The sequence below is a fragment of the Sphingobium sp. 22B genome, from assembly GCF_001580035.1.
Taxonomy (GTDB): domain Bacteria; phylum Pseudomonadota; class Alphaproteobacteria; order Sphingomonadales; family Sphingomonadaceae; genus Sphingobium; species Sphingobium fuliginis.
This window is the reverse complement of sequence record NZ_LTAB01000009.1, coordinates 45741-70269: the sequence shown is the minus strand read 5'-3', so window position 1 is coordinate 70269 and position 24529 is coordinate 45741. Positions and strand designations below refer to the sequence as shown.

Genomic DNA, 24529 nt, shown 5'->3' with positions numbered 1-24529 from the left:
CTCAAGATGTCTTCCCCTTCGTCCATTTTCCGGGTTTTAGGAAGCGCTTGTTAAAAGCGCAAGCATTTAGAAATTCGAAAAAATGAGCTTGAATCGGTGCGATCTAGGCCGTGCAATTTGCCGGCTTGTCGATGCTTGATGGAAATCGCTCAATTTCTCGCCTAGTCGGCGCCTAGGACATTGCCCGTTATTTCGCTGAGGAGGCAGAGCTGAACAGGATCTACACGCTGGGTTATGAAGGTGCTGCCGTTGCGGATTTCATCGCGACGTTGAAGCGGGCCGGCATATCCTTGCTGCTCGATGTGCGTCAGCTGCCCCAGTCCCGCCGGCCAGGCTTCTCTAAGCGTGTCCTGTCGGAAGCGTTGCAGGAAGCCGGCATTGGCTATCAACATGTGCGTCAGCTGGGCGACCCCAAGCCAGGCCGCGATGCTGCACGACGCGGCGACATGGCCGCATTCCGCTCGATCTTCGGCGCCCATCTGGCCTCCAAGGAATCTCAGATGGCCATTCGGGAGGCCGCCGCCGTGTCTCAGCAAGAGACGGTAGCGCTCATGTGTTACGAGCGGGCGCCAAAAGATTGCCATAGGTCTATTGTGGCAGAACGAATTAGCGACATAGTATCGGTCGAAATTGTTCACTTGGGAGTTCATCCAGGCTGAACGACCAGGAGAACCGTGAATGTCGTCGGCGCCCGAGGGATCACATGAGCACAAGGAAGATGAAGCCTTCATCATAGTGAAGGCTGCTCCCCGGGCCAGTCAGACGCATGGCGAAACGGTCTGCATCGCGGCCATCGACATGAACGGGAAATGGGTTCGTCTCTATCCCGTGTCGTTCCGGCATCTGGAGGACGGTCAGAAGTTTGGTCGATGGGATCGGATTTCGTACCGTTGGCGCAAGGCGACGGCAGACCAGAGGGTTGAATCACGGCGCGTCGATCAGGACAGTATCGAGATCAAGGGCAAGCTGAAGGAAAGCGAACGCCATTCCTTCCTGAATCGGGCCGCCGTATCTTCCTTGAAGGCTGAGTGGGATCAAGGCCGCAGCCTGGCCGTCCTCAACTGCGAGGTGATCGAATTCTGGCATGAGCCTCAGACTGCCGACGAACTGAAGCGGCAGGAAGATGTGTACGATAAAATGCGCAGACAGAACGACTTTTTCAGCCAGGGCAATCTGATTCCGAGGGAGGCCTGCCCGTACGTTTTCAAGTATCGCTACCGGGACGCCGACGGAATCCATATCGGCACGTGCCAGGATTGGGAAACGGAAGCGACGTTCCTTCGGCGTCGGCGCGACCTGCAAAGCGAAGCAGCTGCGCTTGACTGGATGGTCGAAAAGTTCGGCGTAGAATTTCCGCAGAAGGGAATGGTTCTGGCCATGGGCACGCATCGGCGCTGGGAAGGCCAGTGGCTGATCAATGGTGTTCTACGGGTGAACCCGGCGACCCAAATGACCATGCTGTAGCAGCAGGTAGGATCGTGCTGGCGTGTGCAGTTACATGCCTAGTTTTGCCCGTAGCTCTGCCGCACGGAAGTACCGGATTTACCTACCCCGGAATAAATATTTCTTTTTGCCAAGTCCCGGACTGTCTGCCTTTCCGCAGTCTATGTCCGGAGTGTTTGTTCATTGTGGACAGGAGCACCAGTCGTCTATCTGATCTTCTCGCCATCCGACGCAATTCTGAGCTAGTTTAACTTGAGTCGGAAAAGACCCAGATGCTATCTTGTTGTAAAGTGTAGATCGCTTCAGCCCCGTTCTTGTCAGCACATCTTTGATCCGGAGATAACTACAAGAAACAGGCGTTGCCCGTTGTTCTTCGGTAGAGTTCCTTGCGGCTGCACCTGACAGCTCTCTCAATGTATCTGCAACTTTCTGTCGCTCTTTGGGTGACAGCGCTTCCAAGTTCAGGATGAGGGTCGAAATGAGCCTGCTTAGGTTATCGGCGGTATCCGGGCTTGACCGGATTGCTGCGCGAGCGCGGGATTCTTTTGTACTTGGTGCGATTGCGTGGCTCATACCCCCTAGTACGTTGCGGCGTCGATCTTCGCGTGGGGGGCGATAAAGCGGTTAATCCGAGCCTATAATCGGGCAAGATATCGAACCTCTGGATTCCGCGCAGCTCGTGTTCAAGTTTTTGATAAGCCATAGGGCGAGCATCCGTCTCCTTGTAAGGAATGTCCTCCTTCGCCGTTTTGAATAAATCCTCACCTGCGACGGAGCCCCCCTTGCGGAAGTTGGCCATCTGAGGTTCCAGCAGCGTTTGCTTACCGTCTGAATTGAAAGCCTGGCCCGCTTGAACGTCCATCAGGATGGCGCATCGCGTCACAAAAAGGACTACCTCCGCAATGGGATTCGTCTTTGGAGGTAGCTTGACCTTTCGCCAAGATCGAAACGCCAATCGACGCTGCGCGAGAGAAAGGTCAGTCAATGCTTCTTTCCGCTCGAGTAAGTTGACGAGTCTCAACGCAGCAAATGCCAGTTGAACGCCAGCCCTAACACCGCCTTCGATTGCTGTGGACGCGTGTTCGCGCTGTGAGGTCTCCCCTTGGCCGTCGCTTGCTAATTTCGGATTGCCGAGCATTTTCTCCGCCATATCGAACTTCGCCTGTAGTGATGGAAGGAGGTCCAGGATGTCCGGTGCGACCTCGGCCTCAGTTCGGCCTGTAAGGATGAGCCGATCCTTGGCAAATTTTTCATTCATCAGGCTTGCAATGATTGGCGGGCGACCTTTGGGTAGGGGAGATTTGTCCAAGCCGCTGAACCGATATTGTGCAGCCTGCGTGATTGCGCTCATTCCTTCCACAAAATCTGATACAACAACCGGTGAATGATGCGTCGGTAACCAGGGTCCACCGCGATTCAGTTTGGCCGCGCGGGCAGCGATAAGTTGGATCTCGAACATGCAATAGAGTATGAGCATGTCTGCCATACATGATTGCATCAGTTTCCATAGATCCGCGGGCAGCGGTCGCTTGGTAATCTCGTCGAACGATTGACCTAGGCATCCGCTGACCACGCTTGAGAAGAGATTGAGATCAACGTCGCGGAGCTTGATGAGATCTTGCCGAAGTTCGGCTGAATTAATCCCGAGCGCTTGTGCGACCATCTCGCGACCTTCCGAGTGAGGGCGGGCGCACAATAGACGCTCGAGAAAGGCGCCTAAGCTGCTCTCATCGCGTGCCAGTTCAAGCGCAACTTCCTTCGGCATTTGGACTCGGTGATCCATGAGATGGCCGATAGGTAGTTCAGTGAGGTTTTCCTCGAAAAGGGCCCGAGCTTCAAAATCACGTCTTGATAGGTTTCCGAACAAAATCCGGCTTATGTTCTCTTGGACTGTCTGCGCGAGGCCATCATGGCTGAAGTCGCTGCCTGGGTGAATCTGGGAAAAAAAGTCGTCCACTTTCATTATCCTCTAGCTTGTCGGCCTTCTGGCGATTCGACCTAAACATGAGATTAAAAGCCGGATCGTCCCCCACGACCGATTCAGATCAGGCCGCTATTCAAAATCTCGTTGAAGTGACGGTGCTTCGACGCAGAAAGGAAGATAATGGTGACAAAATCCTCAAAATTTGGCGAAGAAGTTGCGCATCAATTGCTTGCTGACCGTGAAGCACTTGCTGCTCCACGTGTGTCGGCCGAAGAGTTTGTTAAATCTATTTTGTCCGTCAATCCGAAGGCAAAATTGCCTGCCATCCTGGCAAAAGAAAATGTCAAAAACTGGATGGACGAAGAGAAGGTTACTCCATCGATACTTCGTGAGGCCTTCTCCGTTGCACGCAAAAATCTGAGACAAGCCGAGTCAGAAACGTTTGTGAAGAGACCGAAAAAGCGGCGGGTTCAGCAACCTGAAACTCCGGATGAGGCTGGCGCAACAAGGTCGCCGGGTAACTCGACCCCATCCCTGGGCGGCGCTCCTACACTGTTCAACGAGTTCATCGTGCCGAACTGAAAATCAGCCCAAATATTCGGAGGTTATCGAGATGAACACTCGGCGTTTGTTTGAGATAAAAGCAAAAAATCTCAAAAAGTTGATCATATTTATCAACGGCGACAAGGGGGGCATCGGGAAGTCTATTGTTGCAAGAATCCTTGCAGCACTCCTTCTTCGATATAGCTACTCGGTGATCGGCATCGACGGCGATGCTCGCAATGGACACCTGGAGCGATTTCAAAGCGGTGTGATGCCTGTGAGCCGGCCCTATTTGCGAGTGCCGGCGGGTTGGGATGCTCTTTTTGCAGACTGGAATGCTGCACCCGACGACTCCGTCATTTTAATTGATCTGCCTGGGAATGTCGGGGATGCACTCGAGCGGCAGATGCATCGCATGCACGAGATTGCCGAGGCGTTGGAGCGTGAAATTCTTCACGTCTGGGTGATGGATGAGGAAGAGGACTCAATCACCTTGCTGAACCGCGTGAAAAATCTCGCGGCGCCACAGCGAACGCTCATAGTCTTGAATGGCAGGTTCGCTGACAGCCCCAGTGCCTTTGTTCTCTGGGCCGAGAGCCAGTTGCGGGCAGAACTGCTGGCGGCGGGAGCGATGGAGACATACGTGCCAGCGATGCCAATCCGACCACGGACTAAGATTGCTCGCGCTCGCTGTTCCTTCAGCGATGTCACATCGGCTGGTCTCGAAACTTGGGAGCAAGTCGACTTCCGAATTTGGTGGAATTCCGTGGAGGCTGCTTTCAGCGGCTTCTGCAAACAGGTGGGATTGCAGTAATGAATACGCTCGCAGAAAAGATGTGCATCGATCTCTTGGGGCGGCAGCTTACCGGGGAGGATTATATTCGAATGGACAAGATGCTGCGCCATCTTCCGTCGGAAGTCCGTGACTCCCCCGGGTCCATCGCTGAGATCATTATGCGGATGGAAAACCTCAAGCAGTTCGATGCGATCGTGCAACGGGCCTCCTTCGAAGCGCAGCAGAAAATCCACAAGGATTTGCCTAGGAGGGTCGAAATTGCGGCGCAGGCAGCTCTTTGTGCCTTGCGGGACCAACTCCCGATTGACAGTTCAGACGCGATGCGGCGGCTCTATAAATGGGGAGCAATGTGGATGCTTTCCGTTTCGGTGATTGGGTTCACGGTTGGCGTGACCTTCACGAAATGGTGGGTTTCACGACCCGAAATGCACCATTATGCGGCTACTGAAACTGCCTTCAATCGTTGCATCGATGCAAGTTTTGGTGCCGCATCGAACGGCCAACGAAATGGCCGGAATGCCTCAGCCTATGACAGCACCGAATTCCGTAACAGTGCTCGCATCTGCGCTGCAGAATACGCTGATCGTCGGGACATCGGCTGAAAAACTATCTGCCGGTGCTCAGTAAACCACCGGCAGACGACCTCACTTCGACTTCGTCTTCGTCCGCAGATAACTGCGGGTCCAAGTTTAGTGCGCTTTCAAATTAACGTGGGAGGAAATTAGCCAGGGCTGGCCAACGTATACCGCGCATCGGCGCGGAGACGTCAGCTTTGTCGCGGGTCGCTCTGGCGCTGCCGTTGACGTGGCCGGACCTGGCCGGGGAGGAGCGTTGCCCTCCCCTGGACCCCTCCTTCCAAGACCGTTCGAAACCCTTGTTTCTGGAGAAAATGAAATGACTCGTCGCTCAGGCAGCGAGGTTCGTGTGCGCACTGTCGTGCTTCCAACTCGCTGGGCTCCTGCCGAATATGATCTCCTCCAGGAGATCGCAAAACATTCGGACATCTCAACTGCTGAAGTGCTCCGCCGTTTGGTGCGGCAATCGCACCCCCGGCTCATTCCTTCGCGTCAGTTGGTTCATGATGTCCGGCGTATCGGCCAGAACATCAATCAAATTGCGCGTCATGCGAATACCGCACGCTCCGTCGAACTCCTCGACGAGCTGCAATCCGCCTATGCCGACCTGCTCGACGCCATCCGCAGGATGCTTGCGTCATGATCCCCTCAATCACATGGGGCCGAAACTTCTCCGGCCTGGAGATATACCTTACCTACAATCGCGACCACGAGATCCTCGATCTGCGCGAGGTTTCTTCACTCCAGAATGCATCTGATGAAATGACCTTGGTCGCCGAGCAGGCGCCCAGGGCCAAAGCGGTCGTGATGCACATTTCGCTTTCCGCGGCCGTAGAAGACGGGGAGTTATCTGACGAGACATGGAAGCACATCATTGATGATGTGCTCCACGAATTTAACCTTCACGGCCACCAACTGGTTGCCGTACGCCATCGCGATAAAGGTTATGACCACATTCACCTCATGATCTGCACCGTATCGCCTTTAACTCTTAAGACACCTCCGAAGCAGGCTTTCCTCGCGCCACATGCGCGTCAGAAGGGGGTTGCTTCGTTCGCGCTGAAAACGAAGGAGGTTGAGCAGTTGCCCTTGGCGGCTGTCGTGTGGCGTTCGTTCAATCAGTTTGCGCTCTTTCGGCTTCAAGACCTGTGCAGGTTGATTGAGAAGCGGCTCAACCTCCGACAATTGCGTACCCGCCTGGAGATGGATGGGGTACGGGAGGTGGGCCCGTCGCATCGAACGAAAGCCGCTCAAGAACATAGGGCCGCCCGCACTGGAGAGCAGTCGCTGCTGGAGAGGGCTGACGACATTCGTGCCGCGTTGGACCTGCCGAGTTGGTACCAAGCTGGAAGGGCGCTCGCTGCCATCGGCGTCGGTTTTGAAGCTGCCCTGCGCAAAAGCAAAAAGACATGCGCGAGGATCGTTGGGCTGACGCTGTTCGATCTGCGGAGCGTCAATAGCCGGATTAAGGCCTCCGATCTGGATACCGCGCAGCGCCGATATGGCCTGCTTCAAATTGAAAAGCGTCGCCCGGCGGACGCGATTTCCTTTGAGCGGTGGTGGCCGAAAAATACCGACTATCTGCGCGCCTGCCTGGAGATGAAGGCCGATGAAGTGCGACCAAACCGGACAGAGTTCGAGCTATACCGGACGCAGCATTTCGAGGCGCGTCGACTGGCGCGTCTCGAGCGGGACAGGCTGAAACGCGCGCACCGGGCTAAGCGGAAGGCTCTGTCTGAGCGACTGACCAAACAGCGCAAAGAGGAAACTGCACGTCTTCCTGCATCTCAAAGACGATCATTCAGCGTTGCGTTCACGAAGAACGTGCGATTGCCTCAGCTCAAGGCCATGGATGAGGATCATCGAGCGCAAGTGGGCAAGCTCCGACTACCGCGCTTGTTGAGCTACGCGCTTTTCATGGCGCAGAATGTGCCTGAAAAAGCTGTCGTCAATCATAGTGATCCGGTGCTCTACGAAGCGCCCGCTCACAAACCGATCACGAAGGAAGCTGCTGTGGAGCGATCAGCGATTGCCCTTCGGCAAACCCAATCGAAGGCAGAGCCTCAGATCGAGACTGACGCTGACATTGAGCTTCAACTGGCATGGATCGCGCAACAATCAGGCCGTTCGCTTTGAGAGTGTGAGAGACCCATGACGCCCCGCCTCGGGCATCGCGAACCCGTTTCCTGAATCCTGTTGCGCGGATCAACGACCGTTATTGTCGTAGATGGCTATACAGCTTGGCTTGTCTAAAAGGCGTGGAAAGCTAACAAAAAACTCGTAGCTCCACCGAGCCGATCGCGTTAGCTGAACGCGGAAAATGGGGGATTGATTTGCAAGAAGCGGAGTTTAAGGCTTGGCTTGCCGAGCGGGGAGCAAATACTGAAAGCGGTCGAAACACTCGTGCGCATGCGGTACGGACCATCGAGAATAACCTAGCTGCGCTGGGATCTCCTCATTTTGATCTCGGCGAGGCCTGGCAGGCTGACAAATTTGTACATTTACGTCAGCGTCTGAAGGCAATGCAGGCCGACTTTCAAAACGGCGGCAGTGATTTCAAGATACTCATGCCGCAGTCTGAGAGGCCGCTAAATCGATTGGCTAGCTGGCGCTCCTGGCTGGGCCAGTACGGGCAGTTTTTGGAAGGGGCGGTACTGGGCGATCGGTACGCCGACGCCATCCGACTGCATGTCCTTGAAAACTACATTGAGCCGGCACGTGAGCGCGAAGAGGATAGCGTTGAGGTCCTGGTACGCGACGTCAACGCGGCTCTCGGCCTGAAGGAGGCTTGGCCGAACATCTGTCAGGCTCTTGCCGGCCGCAAGTTCCGCGAAATGGCTGATGTGAGACTGGCGGAGCGTGTCGGAGCGAATATCAGCCCGGCAACGGTCTTGCGTTTTGATCTCGCGGCAAATGACGGTGACATCGAAGGGGAACTGCGTCAGCGATACGGCGTCCCGATTGCGGATACCGCTAAGATGCTGGCATTTGGCCTGCCAGATGGGCGTCAGCTTGCCTGGGAGCGCACGGTCTCGGTAGCCCAAATTTGGATTGAAGACAGTGTCGATCGAGAGTCTTGCCCGCTTCCTATTCACCGCACGTATCTTCCCACACAGGCGCGGCATTCTAATCTACCGCCTCGGCTGAAACATAGGGCGGCAAATGGACATAGGCCGCGACCCGTTTTGATCGTTCGCCCAGCGGATGCAGTGCAGCTTGTTGAACTGCTCGATTGGTATGACGATGCCGGCCCTTATGTCGATCGTGACTGGCTAGATCGGTTGCGTTCTGAATTTCTTGAGCGCCATCCGGGGTTCGTCAGCTTCGAGGACGGCGCCAGCTATGCGGCTAATGAGGGCAGTAAAAGGCGCAATCTGGTAGAACATGCACAAGCTTTGGTGGGTCAATTAACGGGCGAAGCGAAGGATGAGCCATCCTTAGGCGCATCGTTGCTCGACCTGCTCGTCGGCAAAGCCGAGGTGCCATGCGAGCTTCTTGATTGGCGGGTGATCAATATTGTCCAAGCGATTCGGACTGACAACCCAGGAGTGGTGGAGCAAGCAGCTGAGGATCTAGCTCAAGCCGGGGACGACGTTGCTGGGGTGATGTCTTTTGTCGGCGATACGTGGCCGCTGATGCTGCCTCATGCGCAAGCGAATCCTTATGCCGAAAGCCGGACGATATCGACCATGCTTCGGGCGTTGATCGCTCCCGAAGGAATGTTTGGCATCCGATCCACCCCCACGGACAATGCATGTTGGATGCTGAGCGGCAGCCCCGCTTTCGGCCCGAATCCATTGAGCGAAGGTGAGTTGGCCGGCGTAATGCGCCTTGTCCGCACGGTAGAGCGGATCATGCGTGACGAATGGCAGTGGGCGCCTCGCGATCTCTGGGACGTTCAAGGCTTTGTTTGGGAAACCTGCCAGAAGCGATTACCGGAACCCGAAGCGAAGGTCGGCGAGATCACCGGTGGGACCCCAATCTGGCTTGTGACTTCCCGTGATGGGGACGCTGACGGGTTCGCCAGCTTCGTGGAACGTGGCACATGGCATCTGCTCTACGATAGCGACAGCAAGTATAATCATATGGTTCGCGAGATGCAGGCGGGCGACAGGATCGTCTTGCGAGACTACCTGCCAAACCAGCGAAATGCGCCATTTGAAACCAACGGTAAACCGGTTAGCGCCATGCGGATAAGGGCAACCGGTATCGTGAGGGGTAATGGCGAAGACGGTCGTCAGGTTCAGGTGGATTGGACCCCGTTGCCCGAACCTCTGCTGTGGTGGCTTTACACCAACAATGACACGATTTGGCGGCTCCCACTTGAGCGTGAGGCGGCGCGCAAGCTCGCTGCGTTCATTTTCGAAGGCGATGCGCAAGATATCGCCTGGTTCCTGAATCTACCTTTCTGGCGTGACCGCCTCAACGCATCGCAGGATGACAATATCATGCTCAATCCAACCAATCTCATACTGTTTGGGCCTCCCGGCACGGGTAAGACCTATTCCACGGCCCGCGAAGCCGTGCGCTTATGCGATGGTTTGGCCGACTTTGCGGAAACGGGTGAAGGGCGGGCTTCTCTCATGGCTCGGTATCGCCAGCTCGAAGCAGAAAAGCGCATTGCGTTCGTTACCTTCCATCAAGCCTATGATTATGAAAATTTCGTGGAAGGTTTGCGGCCTGACGAGGATGCCGAAGAACAGGGAGCTGGTTTCCGGCTAAAGCCGTATCCGGGCATTCTACGTGAGATTTGTGCGCTCGCTGAACATGCTCGGAAAAAGGCGGAAGCAGGCGAAACGGGTAGTGCGATCGATCTTTCCACCTGCCAATTTTGGAAGATGGGCTTGGGTGCCATTCGGCAGGAGGAAGAAGTTTACGAGGCGGCGCTAAAGGACGAATACATCGCTTTGGGTTGGGGGAGAGCGGAAGATTGGAGCGATGACCGCTTCTCGACCGTAGAGGCGATCAAGTCCCATTGGTTGTCGCTGTTTCCTGAAAGCCAAGAGCCCAGCAATTGGACTCAGACCCACCGTTTCCGCAATGATATGGCGATCGGTGATATCGTCATCGTTCCTTTCGGCAATAGCGCGTTTCGAGCCGTGGGGCAGATCGTAGGCGATTACGAGTTCATCCCTGAAGCCGAAGGTTATTTTGCCCACCGGCGCAAGGTGAAATGGCTCATGACAGCTGATGAGCCGCTGCCTCTAGACGTTATCATCGACGGCAATTTCACTATGCGCACCGTTTACGAGATACCTCGTAAGCGCATCAACATTCCTGCATTGAGCCGTCTGCTTAAGGCCGATGAAGAACCGGGTGAGCGGCCGATCGCTTCGACCAAGCCCGACGAATTTGTCTTAGTCATCGATGAAATCAATCGGGCTAACATATCTAAGGTATTTGGAGAGCTGATCACACTCCTAGAGCCGGACAAACGGCTCGGCATGCCTAACGCCCTGACTGTACGTCTGCCGTATTCGAAGGCAGAGTTCGGCGTGCCGGCGAACCTTCACGTCATTGGTACGATGAACACCGCTGACCGGTCTATTGCATTGCTCGATACTGCGCTCCGTCGGCGCTTTAAATTTCGCGAGATTGCTCCCGATCCTCAGCAACTCAAGGATGCCGGAGCAGCTACGAAAATGCCTCTCGTCCAGATATTTGGGGCGATCAACGACCGCATTGAATATCTGGTCGATCGTGAGCACCGTATCGGACATGCTTTCTTCATGGGCTGCAAAACGTCCGACGATGTTATCGACGTGATGCGCGATAAAATCATCCCGCTGCTCCAGGAATATTTCTTCGAAGACTGGAGCCGCATTCGCATGGTGCTCGGGGATGGGTTCATTGGCCAGGAAGTGGTCAAGGCTCCTCCGGGTATGGACGGTATGGATCGCGAGCGCTGGTTTGTCCGGGATTTCTACAGTGCTGAGCCGAAAATTTCGCTCTCGGATGCGTTTGCTCGTCTTCTGGGCAAAGGGGCAATTTTGTCAGCGGTCAACGAGGATGATGCGCCGGACGCGGAGAACGACGTCGCATGACGCATCTCCACGTGCCCGAGTGGGGACGAGTAGCAATCGGTCCAGATGGCTTTTCCCTGGCGCAGGCTGAGGCGCTGCTTTCTGCCGCTCGAGCACATCCGATGGGTGGAGAGGAGGGGGGCGCCATCCTGACCGATCATCGTCACCACCTGCGGGCCAAACAGATGGTGGGCGTCATGGCCGCACCAGGTTGCAGCTTAGAAATCTTGCCGAAAGTCGATCCTGAGGCCGAACTGGGCGATCTCCCGACGGTTCGGTCCCGCCTGATTTCCTTGCTGGACTTGGCGCTGGGGCTGAACTTGGCGGACGGCGCTCAGGCCGCCATGGCTCATGGTGCGGAAAACCTGCTCGACATCTTGATCCGCCTTTTCGCGCAGCGGCTTCTAGCCCTGGCTCGCCGAGGCTTGCCCCGGGCCTATCAGGCTCGAGCTGAGGATCTTCCGACACTGCGGGGGAAGCTCAATATCGTCCGCCAGCTGACAGTTCACGTGGGCCGTCCGGATCGGCTCGCCTGTCGCTTCGATGTGCTGTCCAGCGACATACCGCTGATGCAGGTGATGAAAGCAGCCGTGGTCTTTCTGTCTCGGTTGGCCCGCGCGCACGACACGCGCCGACTGCTAGAAGAACTGCGCTTCGTTCTGGCAGATGTCACGGATGTGCCTATTTCCGCACTTCCCTGGGATCAGGTCAGGATCGATCGCACTAGCCAGCGGTGGGAAAGTGTTTTCGCTTTGGCGAAATTGCTGCTCAGGCGTGATTGGCAGGGGACGACTTACGATCATCGATCCCACAACGGCATAGCGCTGCTCTTTCCGATGAATGACTTGTTCGAAGCGGCGGTCGCTGCCCTGCTACGGCGGGCTTTATCCGGAAGTGGCATCAGCGTCGTGGAGCAGGGAGGCCTTCGTCATTGCTTGGGCGAATGGACCAAAGATGAGGATTGTGAGGGACGCGTTTTCCAAACGCGACCTGATATTCTCCTCCGTCGTGGAGGTAAGGATGTCGCCATCATCGACACGAAATGGAAGTGCCTCTCTCCAGACGCGTCGATCGCGAAGAGAGGCGTTGCGCAGGGCGATGTGTACCAGATGATGGCTTATTCCCGACTCTATCGGTGCGATCGGCTGATGCTGCTCTATCCCGCGATGGCGGGGAGCGGAACGACCCTCAGCCACCGCTTCGGTATAGCTGGGGGGCGAGAAATGCTCGCTGTGGGTGTAGTTGATTTGACGGCGCCGATGAGCTTCGTCCACAGCGAATTGAGAAAACTGATTATTGACTTCTTGCCTACTGAAGTGGTGGGTAAGCAGAAGCTGGCGATAGCATGATCTGCACCGTGCACCCCCCCTATTTGATCGACGGGGCACATTCGTGTCATTTTGATGCTGGAGGCTCAGACCAGCTTCACCTGTGCAACAATCTTCTCGGCGCCGGTCAGCGCGTCCCTCATCCACGTACCAAGCACGTCCATCCGCTTGCCCGGTTCCAGTGGAAGCTCGTGGATTGGGAGACCGATCACGCATTGGCCATCGTCGGCATCTGCGGACCAACCCGACGGCAGGTCATTACGGTGCTTCAGGCTCCTGTTGTCAGAGCCTACGATCACGATGAAATGCGGCGATGTTGGCAACGCGAGGAGCCGATACCACTGCGACACTTCCGGTAGGCGAACGCCGAGCGCGACCCAGATCTTCTCTGACGTCCCTCTGACCGCACCGTACCGCCACTGCCAGTACATGCCGGCCTCAACATGGAACTGGTGGTCGGAAACCAGCTTGCTGAGGAAGCGAGCACTCACGTCTTCGGCCGACGACCACATCGAATGGAAGGTCGCCTCCCAGCGATCCATCGTCGGAAGGACTACGCTCAGCGCCGCCAAATCGGCTTGCGTGAAAATCTCGCTACTCAATCCCATCTCCTTGATGAAAGCGACCAGTTCGACCGCAAGTTCGTGCCACGTCTTGCGCTCATTGAGCGGGGGTATCCGCGACGAGAGCCAGCGACTTAGCGCCGCCCAAGTCTGTGGACCGGCGTGCAAAAGGGACCCCGTTAGCGGGGTGATCGGCGTCTAAATGGGACCCCTCATTCTGGTGGTGTAGTTGACTGCCTGGTTTTCCAGGTGGTGAGATCGGGATGTTGGTGGTGGAGACGGTTGTTCGGATTCGGCGGGAGCACGCGAGCGGGAAGGCGATCAAGGCGATTGCGCGGGATCTGCGGCTGTCTCGCAAGGTAGTGCGCAAGGCGATCCGGGCGCCGGAAGGCGCGTTCGATTATCGCCGCACGGTTCAGCCGCTGCCCCGGCTTGGTCCGTTCCAGGAGCGGCTTGATACGCTGCTGGCGGAGAACGAGGTCCGGCACCGGCGTGATCGGCTGCGCATGACCCGGATCCATGATCTGCTGTGCCGTGAGGGGTTCGAGGGATCCTACGACGCGGTCCGGCGCTACGCCCGGCGCTGGACGGAAGCGAGGCGCAAGGATGCGGGTGATGGGGCGCCCGCGTTCATCCCGCTCATGTTCAAGCCCGGCGAGGCCTACCAGTTCGACTGGAGCCACGAGGATGTGGAGATCGCGGGCAAGCCGATGCGAGTGAAGGTGGCGCAGATGCGGCTGTGTGCGTCGCGGGCTGTCTACGTCCGGGCCTATCCGCGCGAGACGCAGGAGATGGTGTTCGACGCCCATGCCCGGGGCTTTGCCTTTTTTGGCGGCGTTCCCCTGCGCGGCATCTACGATAACATGAAGACCGCGGTCACCACCGTGTTCGTCGGCAAGGAGCGCGTGTTCAACCGCCGCTTTCTGGTCATGGCCGATCATTACATGGTCGAGCCGACCGCTTGCTCGCCGGCGGCGGGATGGGAGAAGGGTCAGGTCGAACACCAAGTCCAGACGATCCGGGGCCGGTTCTTCCAGCCTCGCCTGCGCTTTGCCAGCATCGAGGAGCTCAACGGGTGGCTGGAGGCCGAGTGCCTGCGCTGGGCCGCAACGCACGCGCATCCCGAGCAGAAGGAGCTGACCGTTGCCGAGGCGCTGGCTCTCGAACGGCCAGCCCTGCAGCCGATGCTGGCGCCCTTCGACGGCTTCCACGAGACCGCCCATGCCGTGACCGGCACGTGCCTGATCAGCTTCGACCGCAACCGCTACTCGGTCATGGCCAAGGCTGCGCGGCGGGCCGTCCAGGTCCGCGCCTATGCCGACCGCATTGTCGTGCGCCTCGGCGACGAGGTCATCGCCGAACATGCCCGGCACTTCGGCCGTGACCGGACGATCTATGATCCCTGGCATTACCTGCCCGTTCTGGCGAACAAGCCCGGCGCTTTGCGGAACGGCGCGCCCTTCCAGGGGTGGGACCTGCCACCGGCACTAACGCGGTTGCGGCGCAAGCTGGGCGGCGGTGATGAAGCCGACCGCCGCTTTGTGCGCGTGCTGGCAGCCGTAATGACCGATGGTCTGGAAGCGGTCGAGGCCGCGATCCGGGAGGCGCTCGATAACGGGGCCGTCAGCGACGAGGTGATCCTCAACATCCTGGCCCGATACCGGGACCCGCCATCCGAGCGCCCTTTGGACGTGGTCGTTGATCTCAAGCTCAGCCACCCGCCGGTTGCGGACTGTGCGCGCTATGACACAGTGCGAGGCCTCCATGCAACGGCATGAGATGATCGAGGCGATGCGAGCGCTCGGGCTCAAGGGCATGGCAGGGGCCTTCGACGAGGCGGTCACCACCGGGTTGCAGCGCAAGCGCACGACCAACGAGATCCTGACCGACCTGCTGCGGGCAGAAGCGGCGCATCGTCATGCCGCCTCGATCCGCTATCGCATGACCGCGGCCAAGCTGCCTGTAATCAAGGACCTCGATGCCTTCGTGTTCGAGGGCACCCCTATCAACGAAGGGCTGGTGCGTTCCCTGCACGCAGGTTCGTTCCTGCCCGGTCGCCGCAACATCGTGCTCATCGGCGGCACAGGGACGGGCAAGACCCATCTGGCCACCGCAGTCACCGCCAGCGTCGTGCGTGCCGGTGCCCGTGGGCGCTACTTCAACACGGTCGATCTCGTCACCCGGCTCGAGGAAGAGGCGCGCATCGGCAAAGCCGGATCCATCGCCGCCCAGCTCAGCCGGCTTGATCTCGTGGTGCTCGATGAACTGGGTTATCTGCCGTTCGCCCGATCCGGCGGGCAGCTCTTGTTCCACCTGATCAGCAAGCTCTACGAGCAGACCTCGGTCATCATCACCACCAACCTCGCCTTCGGCGAGTGGCCCACCGTGTTCGGCGACCCGAAGATGACCACCGCGCTGCTCGACCGCATCACCCACCATTGCGACATCGTCGAGACCGGCAACGACAGCTGGCGCTTCAAAAACCGCAGCTGACCCAATCAGAAAAACGCCTTCGCGCTGCTGACGCCTCCGGTCGGGCTACGCCCTCCCTACGCCGCCAGCAGCGCGAAACCCGCGCCCAACATCGATCGATCTATGCAACGCTAACGGGGTCCCTTTTGCGCGCCGATAGGGGGGCCCGATTGAACGCCGATTGACACCCAAGTCACCTGCGCGCGCGCATCGACCGCGTAGCTGTCGCCGTCGTGATAACCCTCCGGCGCGTCTGTCGTACCGGTGACCAGCAATGCCGCGCACACCTCGCCGCCGGACTCGCGGTTCAGCCATTCGCAATAGGTCGTCATCTGATTCGCCGCCCGTTCGGGCGTGCCATGATCGCGGAAGCCGCTCCAAGTCTTATTCTCCACGACCAGCATGGGACGGCTACTACAGTATAGAACCAGATCGGCGACCCCTCCATCCATCGGAACCTGGGTCGTGATCTTTACCTTCGAGGCTCTCAGATTAGACCAGTCCGGATGATGACGCGCGTCGCGAAAGCTCCACTCAAGAAGCTCGCCGAGGACATCCTGCGGCATCCGCGCCATGAGATCCGCCAACGCTTCCGTCAGGAAGTCCTCAAGCGGCTGCCGATCTGGTCGCGAGCGATAGCGAAAAAGGCGGCTATAGAGGTCAGGCATTTCTGAGCTCAAGGGTCTCAGATTCCACGGTCCGTAACATGCCGATTCCTATGACCATTCGGCATAAGCGCAGCATCGACCTTCGGCACGACCGACTTGCCGTACGCGATGACCTTTTTTATCACCTGCTCGACGATCACCTCTTGATCTTCCTCACTGTCGTTGAGCTTGGAGACGAGCGTTTCGGTTTGGAGTCTGGTCCAAGCGGACGTGATCGTCTTCCGGCGAGAGGTGATGCCGAATTGCTCCAGCACTGCGTAAAGCTTCTGACGAATAGCTGGATCACCCTGCCCAATGACAAAACGCATGCGGATCGCGTTGCGGTCTCCATCCGGCGCCAACTCCAACAGCAACAACCTGTTGGAAGATGTCCAGCGGATTGCGGTGAGCATATCTGGATATCCGTCCCACCGCGGCACTGCGAAGCGAATGTTGCCTCGAGTTGAATCATCCAGCACGACCGAGACGCCGGCTGCCTCAGAAAGCATCCGCGCCAGTTCCTCGCGGCGCTCGTAAAGCAGCCCGAAGACGCCGGCACCTCCCTGTGGGCTGCGCTCCATCAGGAACTCAAGCGCCTCGCGATGCTGGCTCCACAGCTTAGCGGCATATTCTTCAAGACGATCGTTGGGCAAGTGGTGCCTCCGTAGCATGGCAAGGTAACTCGCGAGTTGATCCCGAGCGGCATCGCCGCCCAATCCTGCCTCCACGATTCGATCAAGTTCTATGGCAACTTCCGCTAGTTCGAGCGCGAACCAGCCTTCGCCGTGTTCGCCTGGCTCGTCGCCGCGCTTTGTCAGGAAAACCAGTAGATTGTCCCAGCCCTCAGTGGCGGGATAATGCTCCTCCACAGCCAAGCGGTAACGCCGAAGCTGCTGCCCATGCTCCTTTGCGTCGATCTTCAGTTCAAACGCTATAACCATCCTCTGGTCGGGCAGGACGACGAACAGGTCGATACTTCTCTTCCACTCTCGCTCCACCTGCGCGGCGTCGAGATCCATCAAATGGAAATCGAGAGGGGTGATTGCCCTCTGATCGAGTGCCGAGGGCCAGTTGCGATACGCCCGCGCGACGGCTCGCATAACACCTTTAAGACACTCAGAACCGAAACCGTGAGGTCGGGCAGGGTCGAGACAGTAGGCTAGGAAGTTCGAGTGACGGATTTCGTGGCCGACGACGCCTAGGGCCTCGAAAGGGCAGAAACGATCGAAGGCAGCATCAATTTCATTGAAAGCCGGGTTGTTTATAACCAAGGCTTCCAAGTCGTCGATCAGATCTTTCTTCATTCCTGTCTCACGTTATGGTCCATAGTGACGCCATCAGTTGCCATAACGCGGCAACGGTGACGGTAATAATCGTCTGCAGTGCCCCGTATCGTGAATACTCATGGATAACAACATCAAAGATTAGAGTCGCGACATCAACCTAAAATTTTAAATTCTATCGCGCATCTTAATCTTCGAAGTCGTCTCTCGTGGGAAAAATTTATGAAATTTACTTGCAGCGGGGAACGCTTCCATATCCCGGATGGAGTAATTCATCGCGGTACGTTGTCTTTACGAGGGACGGACCGTGGCCCTTTTACGTCGTAGCTCGGAAGCGAACTGTTAAAGATCCCATCTGCCGGCCACCACATCAGGAGAGCCGAAACAAGGGTCATCCACTGGTCACCGTTAGTTCGCTGCGGCCGCGAGCGACGGGCGTCACCTCGATCTTCACGGGAATCCGTTCTTTTATCTCTTCGACATGGCTGATGACGCCCACTCGGCGCCCTGTCGCATGAAGATGCTCCAAGACAGACAGGGCTTGGCCTAGGCTGGCGCCATCCAATGCGCCAAATCCCTCATCGATGAACAGGCTTTCGATCTTGAGGCCCCGGCCGGTCGACATCTCGGCTAGGCCGAGCGCCAAGGCTAGGCTTATCAGGAAACGCTCACCGCCTGAAAGATTATGCACGCCGCGGATTTCGCCAGCCATGTCATGGTCGATCACCTGGATAAGCATGTCGGCACCAGAAGCGCGTTGAAGTTCATAACGGGGCTTGAGATCCGTTAGCCTCGAATTTGCGTGCGCCAGCAGGCGGTCAAGCGTTAGCCCTTGGGCAAAGCGTCGGAACCGAGCGCCCGTCGCATCACCGATGAGTTCATCAAGGGCGAGCCACACCCGTGCCGCTGCCCGCTCGCGTTCCAAGTCGGCACGAAGCTTTGTGGTCTGCGTCCGAACCTCATCATCCCGGCGGAGCACGAATTGGGCATCTTGGAGCGCCTGCTGAGCCGCCTCGTCAGCTTGTTTGGCTTCGTTGACTGCTTGAGCAAGGGTTTCGCCGGAGAGAGAAGGAGGGTCAGTCTGATCATGGCGGATCAGATCCTCCCGGCGCTGGGTCAGCAGGGCAGCGGCCTGTTCTGCGGCCCTGTCGATGTTGGCAAGAGTCTCAACCTCCTGATCGATCGCTTCCTGTCCTGCTCGAGCTGCGCCGGCGACGGCGTCCTCTCCGATCGCCAACTCGGTAAGGCGTGCGTGAAATCGACCTTGGCGATCGAGATGGTTCTTGATCTTGCGCTCTGCTTCTTGGTCCGCGGACTCTTTGTGAGCTGTTGCGGCCGCCTGCTGCTCTCGCGCCTTGCTGGCCTCAACTTGGGTAACTTCCAAAGCTCGGCGGCTCTGCGATAGGGCCGCTTCGTTGCGGGCGACGACGATATCCACCGTGTCGCCGCCAAGCAGGCTTTTCCGAGCGTTCGTTAGCCGAAGCTGATCTTCCTCCCACCCCTTTGCTTGAGACTCGATCTCGCCGAACCGGGCCGCGGCGGCGGCGGTTTCCGTACGCGCGTCAGCAACGGATTTCTCCAGCCCCGGAATTGCGGCGAGAAGCCGTGAATGTTCCGCAGAGTGAGCGCGCCAAGCCTTGGCAGACTCATCGAGCCAGGCTGCGGGGTCAGGCAACTGTCGCCAGTCTGCGCTGTCCCCGACCCTTGCGTCGATCGACCGCGCGAGCCGATCACGTGTTTCGGTAACGTGCGATCGGCGCTCCGCTATGCCGCTCGATTGCTGTTCGATATCGCGCAAGGTCTGAGCAGCGAGACCGGAGGCTGTGCGGCATTTCTCCCACTCGCTTCGAGCCTTTTCATCGGCGACCTGCGCGATCGTGACCGCGGTCCTCGCCTCCGTCATCGAAGCGCGCTGCTTGTCGAGCGCGGCCAGTTCGCTTGGCAGAGTGGCCTCGAAGCCTGACTCGGCCGGATCAAGGCCCACCGAGCTGCACTTTTCTGACAGGACTGCAAAGGCAGATTGGGCATTATCGCTGGCCGTCGCCAATGCTGCGGTCTGACTTTCTATCTCGTGGTCCAGCCGGAGGATCGATTGGTCCGCAGACTGGATACCTGTGGCCAGGGCGGCCTCTTCAGCGGTCTTGGAAGACAATGAGGCGTCCAGCTCGGCGATGCGCTCCCGCTGTTCCCGAAGCTGTAGGCCCAGGAGCGAGTCGATCGCACTCAACGCATGTTCGGTCGCCCCGCAAACCGGGCAGGCCTGCCCGTCCTCGAGTGTTGCGCGAAGTTGCATTGCCGCTTCGCCCGAGGCCGTTTCGGCTAGCTCGCCGGCACGCCGTGCCTGCTGCAATTGCGCTCGCAGAATAGGAAGGGAGGAACTGACCTGGGAATGCAGGGCGACCAGATCTTCGCGCTCGGCCTTAGCGTCATCGAAATTGCTGCGCAGACGAACCAGAAGATCACGGCATGTTTCTACCTGAGCTTCTTGATGCTTCCAATCTACCAGGAGAGGGGAAAGACCTCCCAGGCGATCCCGTTTTTCGATGAGCGCTGAGAAGGCAGCATCGGATGGTGCTGAAGCCTTAGCCTCGTCTAATATATGGCGAGCCCCAGCGGCAGCGGCGGCTGTTCCCTCTTCGGCTGCCTTAGCGGCTTCCCATGTGGCGTTGGCCTCTATTTTGGAGGCCTCTGCTTCATTTGCGCTTTCTGAAAGTTTGGACAGCTTTATATCGACGGCTGCGATCTCGACGAGCTCTGCCGTGAGTTCCTGCTGCTGTGCAGCCAACGTGGCAAGCCCGGCGTTCGCCGTAAGCCACGATGCCTGGGCGTCACGGGTTTCTGCTGCCTCAGCCAACAAGGTGGTGGCGGCCTGCTCAAGCTCCCGACATCCGGATAGGGCTTGCGCGCGCGCAGCGCGAACGTCTGCTATGCCATCAAGCGATGCGCTTGTTTCGGACAGCTTTCGGTCGAGCACACGGGCTTCTTCGATCTCAGGAGATTGAGCAGCGACCCGCTCCGTCTCGAGCTGGAGTTGAGCTGCTGCGTGACTTTCTTCAGCTGCCGTCTGCGTCGCGCTTTCGCTCGCCTGCTCAAGTTCACTTTGCCGCAGGACAACAGTTTGCCGCGCTTCCTGCGCCAGCGTGGCCGCTTCCTGGACCGCGGCCCAGTCTCCGGCGAGGGCGAACGCGGATTTACGCAGGCGCAATGCCTCATGCCGAGGAGCGGCTTCTTCGCGGGCAGCGTTCGCGGTCGACACGGCCAACTCGCATTCCGTCACCTTGTTGACCAATCCCGCACGATCGGTTTCCCAGCGAACAGCCTTGAAGAGTTCTCCAACTGTAGCCGCGGTTAGATCCGCAACCTCCTGCGCGGCGCTTTGCCGATCTTCGGCGATCTGCCGCGCTTCGTCGTCGAGGCCATTTTGAGCCTCAATGCGGTCTAGGATCTGCTGCTGGTGCGCTCGGAGAGTCGCTGCCTTTTCATGAGCGCCGCGTCCAAGACTTGCATAAATATGCGATCCCGTCAGCCGTTCGAGTAGCTGGGCTCGCTCGTTGTCGTCAGCCTTGATGAAGGCCTCGAAATCGCCCTGTGCCAGGAGGACAGCCCGACGAAACTGCTCAGCCGACAAACCGACGAGACGGTGAATCTCCGCCAGCGTTTCGGTTTTGGTCCCACCCAAGATCTCGCCGTCAGCAAGGCGCGTGAGGTTGTGCCGGGTAGCCTGCATACGACCATCAGTCTTCTGACGGGCGCGCTGAACGGTCCATCGAGCACGGTAGCGCTCGCCGTCCCGGCCAACGAAGTCCAATTCAGCATAGCCCTCACCAGAGCCATGCCGGAGGATGGCCCTAGGGTCTCCTGCCGACAACTCGTCACCCTGCGCCGTTTCGATCCTGGCGCGTGCCGGTGCTGCGCCGAGGCGTGGTACCGAATCGAACAATGCCAGGCACATGGCGTCGAGCAGGGTAGATTTCCCTGCACCGGTTGGGCCGGTGATGGCAAAGATGCCGGCGTCGCTCAGCGGCTCGGCTTCGAAATCAACTTCAAAATCGCCGTTCAGGCTGGCGAGATTACGGCCGCGGATTGCCAGGACACGCATCAGGCGTCCTCCCTCGACGCTTGAGTCTCGATGAGAAGGGTTTGAAACGCTTGCTTCAAATCGTCCGGCGGTTCGCTGCCGTGAGCACGCTCGAACAGCTCTGCGAAAACGGCATCAGGAAGGAGTTCGGCTAGATCTACATCGCGTTCAGCGATAGCTTGTTTGGTGGCTTCACGAGCCGAGACCCGTGCGATGCGCGTCAGCCGCACAGCCTTCCCATCGAGTGCCGTCATGATCCGAGCTTGTAAGTTCGGTTCAGGGCCATCAACGAGAACTGAAACTTCCACAAAAGGATGCAGCCCGCGAGGAAGATCGTGATCGTGGTCCAGTCCCTGAATTGCGACCTCCACCTCGCTGATCGGCTTTGGGCCGTCAGCCGGGATCGTCAGAAAGGGGACGATTCGGGGAATTTCTTCCTCCCGGACCCTCGCGCCGTCCGGCGCAAGGTCGACGATGCTGACTGAATGGCGGTAGAGCCTTTCCGTCGCGGACAAGGGGAACGGCGAACCCGCATAGCGGATCAGAGTATCGCCCTTGATCGTCTGAGGGCGATGAAGATGGCCAAGCGCAACATAAGCTGCTCGGTCGTCAAAAAGCGCTGTGGCCTGGGCTTCCTCACCCCCTACGGTGATTCGACGTTCTGAATGTTCAGAGATGTCCCCTTCTGCGACGTGAAGGTGGCCGGTCACTATGAGAGGCAGCCCGTCTGCTCGCGCAGCGCCCGCCGTCAAAACATTGGCGTACAACTCTGGGAGCCCGCCAGGACCCATATCTCCAGGCCGGCAGTAGGGGACGGCTGCCAACCATGCTGCGGGCGTACCCGTTCGATCGGTGAGCGGGATCAGCAACCGATCGAGGTCTGCCACGCCATTTGCGCGGGGCAGGGAGCCCACAAGGTGAATACGCCCAGGTCCGAGAAGTGCGGCAGGTAGATTGATCCTCGCTGCGCTGTCATGATTTCCGCCAATGATGACGATCTGCAGATTGGGGCAGCGCGTCGTGGCATCCCGTAGGAAGGCATAAAGCCGTGCCATGGCTGACACCGGCGGGTTCGCCACATCGTAAATGTCGCCCGTGACGAGCAGCAGATCCGCTTCTTCGGCCACGAGGCGATCAAGGAGCCAGGAGAGAAATGCGTCATGCTCCGCCTCTCGTTCATGGCTGAACAGCTCATGCCCAATATGCCAGTCAGAACTATGGATCAGTCGGAAGGCGGGTATCGATTCGGTCATGGGTTGAGTTTCGCAAAATTGGCGACAGAAATGGACGTAATTCGATCGCGGGGGGAGATGGCCAGCGTTGGCTTAGCAGCCATCTCCGCTCTGGCAGAGGTGTCTGGCAAGGACGATCATGGCTTCTGTGTCTCGCCCGCAATAGGCTCGTAGCGCCGTATCGAGCGCCGCTCGGCGGTCTTCCGTCGTTGCGGGGGAAATGGCCTCCAGATAGGCGGCTTGGGCGTTCCCGCCGTCTTTGACCTCCAGCTCTGAATAATCAAGATCTGGGGCCACTGTGGGCAGAACGGCCTTGATCGACCAACTGCCGCGCTGGTCACGGTGATACCAGTTGGCGCGCGTGACCGGCAAAAGGTCAACGACCCGCTCAATGATCGAATTGAGATCGTCCGCCAGATCAGGGGAAAAGTCAGCAAGTTCGCGAAGGCGTCCCTTTTCAAAGCTAGCGTTGTAAGCGACTACCGCGCCCGACCTGGGGATCATCGTCACCAGCGCTTCGGCACAGGCCCTGCGGGGGTCCGTCCCGTCTAGGCTGAGGAATTCATGGTGCTGAAGGCTTCCATCCTCCGCTTCGACATGAGCGGAAAACTGGAATGGCACCTGTTGATAGGGGCGGGTACCCACCCAGCGAGGAATGGCGAAAGCGATCGTCTCAAAGTCCAACCACGTTCGAGGGAAGGCCCAATCCGCCATGGCGGATCTGGCCCCTTCCACATTGTGATCGGGTTCGCCGGTAAAAGTGGCTTGAAACACCCGTTGATGGGTCGGTTTGGTCAGCGCCGCAGGGTCGACCTCGAAAAGATCCTCGACCCCGCGCTTTAGCCACTGATTGCCGCCCCCGTATGGAAGCACGGTCACAGGCCATTCCGGGCCGGGAGGAAGCGCTGCTTCGCAATATGTGGCGAAATTGCACGGGAGCCCGTTACAATGTGGGCCAGGAAGGACGGTGGGCTCGCTGCCAGTGAGCGTTTCGCGTGCAGCTGCCACCACTGCGGCTCGCGTTTCGACGCGATCCTCGATGTTTGAAGTCAGGTCGCTGTCGAAAAACAGCCCCTCGAGCGAACCTTCATTTTTGAGGACGAAGTCGGAGTCCAGATGGCGGATCGCTGCGCTATCGATTTGCACGCCGGCTTCACGGGCGACCCAGACCTGCGTAGCCAGATCATTGGCGTGATAGTCCTTGGGCTTCGTCGAACTTTTGACCTCAGCCATGTGCCAGCCACCAAGGCCATTTGGCTCGAGAATATCGACCCGCACCAGAACGCCATCATGCTGAAAGGTGGCTTCGAAGATCGGATCCTCGTGACCGTTTTCCAGCAAAGCCTTTGTCGTCGCCAACGCAGCGGACAGATCGGGTTCAGCCTCCACCATGACACCGCCCGGCAAGAGCGAGCAGGCAGCCGCGCCAACCTCGTGCCCGGCAGCAAACCGGGCTTCTGCGCCCTCATCGTCTTCCGCGAGTTCAGGGCGATGAACCGATAGCCATAGCCGCTTCGGGCATTGCTCGAAGTAGGTGATCCTCGATTTGGACAGACCATGCGGGCGCGGTGAGACGCTCATGCTGCCACCCTCATGATGAGGTTGAGGAGGGGGAGGAAGAA

The 24529-nt window shown here is 58.2% G+C and carries 19 protein-coding genes; 11 read left to right on the top strand and 8 right to left on the bottom strand.

Translation table 11 applies throughout. The annotated features are described in order from the left end of the window. Positions 1 to 302 precede the first annotated feature (302 nt). The gene (locus A0J57_RS25305; RefSeq protein WP_235600841.1) at positions 303 to 659 is read left to right on the top strand and encodes a DUF488 family protein; all 357 of its coding nucleotides are present in this window, start codon (positions 303 to 305) and stop codon (positions 657 to 659) included. A 19-nt stretch (positions 660 to 678) separates the two neighbouring features. After that, a complete protein-coding gene (locus A0J57_RS10620; RefSeq protein WP_061939611.1) occupies positions 679 to 1464 on the top strand; it encodes a hypothetical protein in 786 nt (261 codons plus the stop codon). A gap of 159 nt (positions 1465 to 1623) precedes the next feature. Here A0J57_RS10620 and A0J57_RS27270 read toward each other — a convergent pair whose 3' ends face one another. Next, the gene (locus tag A0J57_RS27270) at positions 1624 to 2016 is read right to left on the bottom strand and encodes an AlpA family phage regulatory protein (protein ID WP_082718789.1); all 393 of its coding nucleotides are present in this window, start codon (positions 2014 to 2016) and stop codon (positions 1624 to 1626) included. Continuing rightward, positions 1937 to 3406: a hypothetical protein gene (locus tag A0J57_RS10615; RefSeq protein WP_061939609.1), complete on the bottom strand. Its 1470-nt coding sequence runs from the start codon at positions 3404 to 3406 to the stop codon at positions 1937 to 1939. Before A0J57_RS10615 ends, A0J57_RS27270 begins: the two co-directional genes overlap by 80 nt. A 141-nt stretch (positions 3407 to 3547) precedes the next feature. Here A0J57_RS10615 and A0J57_RS25955 point away from each other — a divergent pair, with 141 nt between their 5' ends. From A0J57_RS25955 to A0J57_RS10580, 7 genes are all read left to right on the top strand, one after another. Then, complete coding sequence (locus A0J57_RS25955; RefSeq protein WP_139111438.1) at positions 3548 to 3949, top strand: hypothetical protein; 402 nt, start codon at positions 3548 to 3550, stop codon at positions 3947 to 3949. 31 nt (positions 3950 to 3980) lie between these two features. Then, positions 3981 to 4724 carry a hypothetical protein gene (locus A0J57_RS10610; RefSeq protein ID WP_061939607.1) on the top strand — a complete coding sequence of 248 codons (744 nt, stop codon included), beginning with the start codon at positions 3981 to 3983 and terminating at the stop codon, positions 4722 to 4724. Next, entirely contained in the window at positions 4724 to 5308 is a 585-nt protein-coding gene (locus tag A0J57_RS10605) for a hypothetical protein (RefSeq protein ID WP_061939605.1), read from the top strand. The genes A0J57_RS10610 and A0J57_RS10605 overlap by 1 nt, the downstream gene beginning before the upstream one ends. Positions 5309 to 5600: 292 nt before the next feature. Further along, positions 5601 to 5924: a plasmid mobilization relaxosome protein MobC gene (gene mobC, locus A0J57_RS25295; RefSeq protein WP_082718788.1), complete on the top strand. Its 324-nt coding sequence runs from the start codon at positions 5601 to 5603 to the stop codon at positions 5922 to 5924. Continuing rightward, positions 5921 to 7417, top strand: coding sequence for a relaxase/mobilization nuclease domain-containing protein (locus tag A0J57_RS10595; RefSeq protein ID WP_061939602.1), 1497 nt, complete (start codon positions 5921 to 5923; stop codon positions 7415 to 7417). The genes mobC and A0J57_RS10595 overlap by 4 nt, the downstream gene beginning before the upstream one ends. A gap of 197 nt (positions 7418 to 7614) precedes the next feature. Next, the gene (locus A0J57_RS26600; protein ID WP_201030933.1) at positions 7615 to 11325 is read left to right on the top strand and encodes an AAA family ATPase; all 3711 of its coding nucleotides are present in this window, start codon (positions 7615 to 7617) and stop codon (positions 11323 to 11325) included. After that, positions 11322 to 12653 carry an McrC family protein gene (locus A0J57_RS10580; RefSeq protein WP_061939596.1) on the top strand — a complete coding sequence of 444 codons (1332 nt, stop codon included), beginning with the start codon at positions 11322 to 11324 and terminating at the stop codon, positions 12651 to 12653. Before A0J57_RS26600 ends, A0J57_RS10580 begins: the two co-directional genes overlap by 4 nt. Positions 12654 to 12718: 65 nt before the next feature. On the opposite strand, the gene A0J57_RS10575 is transcribed toward A0J57_RS10580, so the two are convergent. After that, a complete protein-coding gene (locus A0J57_RS10575; protein WP_153017869.1) occupies positions 12719 to 13234 on the bottom strand; it encodes a hypothetical protein in 516 nt (171 codons plus the stop codon). Positions 13235 to 13458: 224 nt separating this feature from the next. Between A0J57_RS10575 and istA the strand changes: the two genes are divergently transcribed. Then, a complete protein-coding gene (gene istA / locus A0J57_RS10570; protein ID WP_061939592.1) occupies positions 13459 to 14973 on the top strand; it encodes an IS21 family transposase in 1515 nt (504 codons plus the stop codon). Then, on the top strand, positions 14960 to 15688 hold the full coding sequence (gene istB, locus A0J57_RS10565) for an IS21-like element helper ATPase IstB (RefSeq protein ID WP_061939590.1): 729 nt from the start codon (positions 14960 to 14962) through the stop codon (positions 15686 to 15688). Before istA ends, istB begins: the two co-directional genes overlap by 14 nt. A 110-nt stretch (positions 15689 to 15798) precedes the next feature. Here istB and A0J57_RS25950 read toward each other — a convergent pair whose 3' ends face one another. The 5 genes from A0J57_RS25950 to A0J57_RS26595 all read right to left on the bottom strand — a co-directional run bounded on the left by A0J57_RS25950 (position 15799) and on the right by A0J57_RS26595 (position 24488). Beyond that, the gene (locus A0J57_RS25950) at positions 15799 to 16335 is read right to left on the bottom strand and encodes a hypothetical protein (RefSeq protein WP_153023167.1); all 537 of its coding nucleotides are present in this window, start codon (positions 16333 to 16335) and stop codon (positions 15799 to 15801) included. A 17-nt stretch (positions 16336 to 16352) separates the two neighbouring features. Next, the gene (locus A0J57_RS10555; protein ID WP_062017202.1) at positions 16353 to 17618 is read right to left on the bottom strand and encodes a PD-(D/E)XK nuclease family protein; all 1266 of its coding nucleotides are present in this window, start codon (positions 17616 to 17618) and stop codon (positions 16353 to 16355) included. Between the two features lie 370 nt (positions 17619 to 17988). Further along, the gene (locus tag A0J57_RS10550; RefSeq protein WP_062017199.1) at positions 17989 to 21696 is read right to left on the bottom strand and encodes an AAA family ATPase; all 3708 of its coding nucleotides are present in this window, start codon (positions 21694 to 21696) and stop codon (positions 17989 to 17991) included. Next, positions 21696 to 22928 (bottom strand): exonuclease SbcCD subunit D C-terminal domain-containing protein, encoded by a 1233-nt coding sequence (locus A0J57_RS10545; protein WP_062017196.1) that lies wholly within the window; start codon positions 22926 to 22928, stop codon positions 21696 to 21698. The genes A0J57_RS10550 and A0J57_RS10545 overlap by 1 nt, the downstream gene beginning before the upstream one ends. Positions 22929 to 23000: 72 nt before the next feature. After that, complete coding sequence (locus tag A0J57_RS26595; RefSeq protein WP_062017192.1) at positions 23001 to 24488, bottom strand: DUF2779 domain-containing protein; 1488 nt, start codon at positions 24486 to 24488, stop codon at positions 23001 to 23003. Between the last annotated feature and the right edge of the window lie 41 nt (positions 24489 to 24529).

Coding starts and splice junctions, on each gene's coding strand:
- A0J57_RS26595 (WP_062017192.1), bottom strand. CDS start 24,488: ATGAGCGTCTCACCGCGCCCGCATGGTCTGTCCAAATCGAGGATCACC.
- A0J57_RS10615 (WP_061939609.1), bottom strand. CDS start 3,406: ATGAAAGTGGACGACTTTTTTTCCCAGATTCACCCAGGCAGCGACTTC.
- istB (WP_061939590.1), top strand. CDS start 14,960: ATGCAACGGCATGAGATGATCGAGGCGATGCGAGCGCTCGGGCTCAAG.
- A0J57_RS10580 (WP_061939596.1), top strand. CDS start 11,322: ATGACGCATCTCCACGTGCCCGAGTGGGGACGAGTAGCAATCGGTCCA.
- A0J57_RS10545 (WP_062017196.1), bottom strand. CDS start 22,928: ATGACCGAATCGATACCCGCCTTCCGACTGATCCATAGTTCTGACTGG.
- istA (WP_061939592.1), top strand. CDS start 13,459: ATGTTGGTGGTGGAGACGGTTGTTCGGATTCGGCGGGAGCACGCGAGC.
- A0J57_RS25955 (WP_139111438.1), top strand. CDS start 3,548: ATGGTGACAAAATCCTCAAAATTTGGCGAAGAAGTTGCGCATCAATTG.
- A0J57_RS10605 (WP_061939605.1), top strand. CDS start 4,724: ATGAATACGCTCGCAGAAAAGATGTGCATCGATCTCTTGGGGCGGCAG.
- A0J57_RS25950 (WP_153023167.1), bottom strand. CDS start 16,335: ATGCCTGACCTCTATAGCCGCCTTTTTCGCTATCGCTCGCGACCAGAT.
- A0J57_RS10595 (WP_061939602.1), top strand. CDS start 5,921: ATGATCCCCTCAATCACATGGGGCCGAAACTTCTCCGGCCTGGAGATA.
- A0J57_RS10555 (WP_062017202.1), bottom strand. CDS start 17,618: ATGAAGAAAGATCTGATCGACGACTTGGAAGCCTTGGTTATAAACAAC.
- mobC (WP_082718788.1), top strand. CDS start 5,601: ATGACTCGTCGCTCAGGCAGCGAGGTTCGTGTGCGCACTGTCGTGCTT.
- A0J57_RS10550 (WP_062017199.1), bottom strand. CDS start 21,696: ATGCGTGTCCTGGCAATCCGCGGCCGTAATCTCGCCAGCCTGAACGGC.
- A0J57_RS10620 (WP_061939611.1), top strand. CDS start 679: ATGTCGTCGGCGCCCGAGGGATCACATGAGCACAAGGAAGATGAAGCC.
- A0J57_RS27270 (WP_082718789.1), bottom strand. CDS start 2,016: ATGAGCCACGCAATCGCACCAAGTACAAAAGAATCCCGCGCTCGCGCA.
- A0J57_RS10610 (WP_061939607.1), top strand. CDS start 3,981: ATGAACACTCGGCGTTTGTTTGAGATAAAAGCAAAAAATCTCAAAAAG.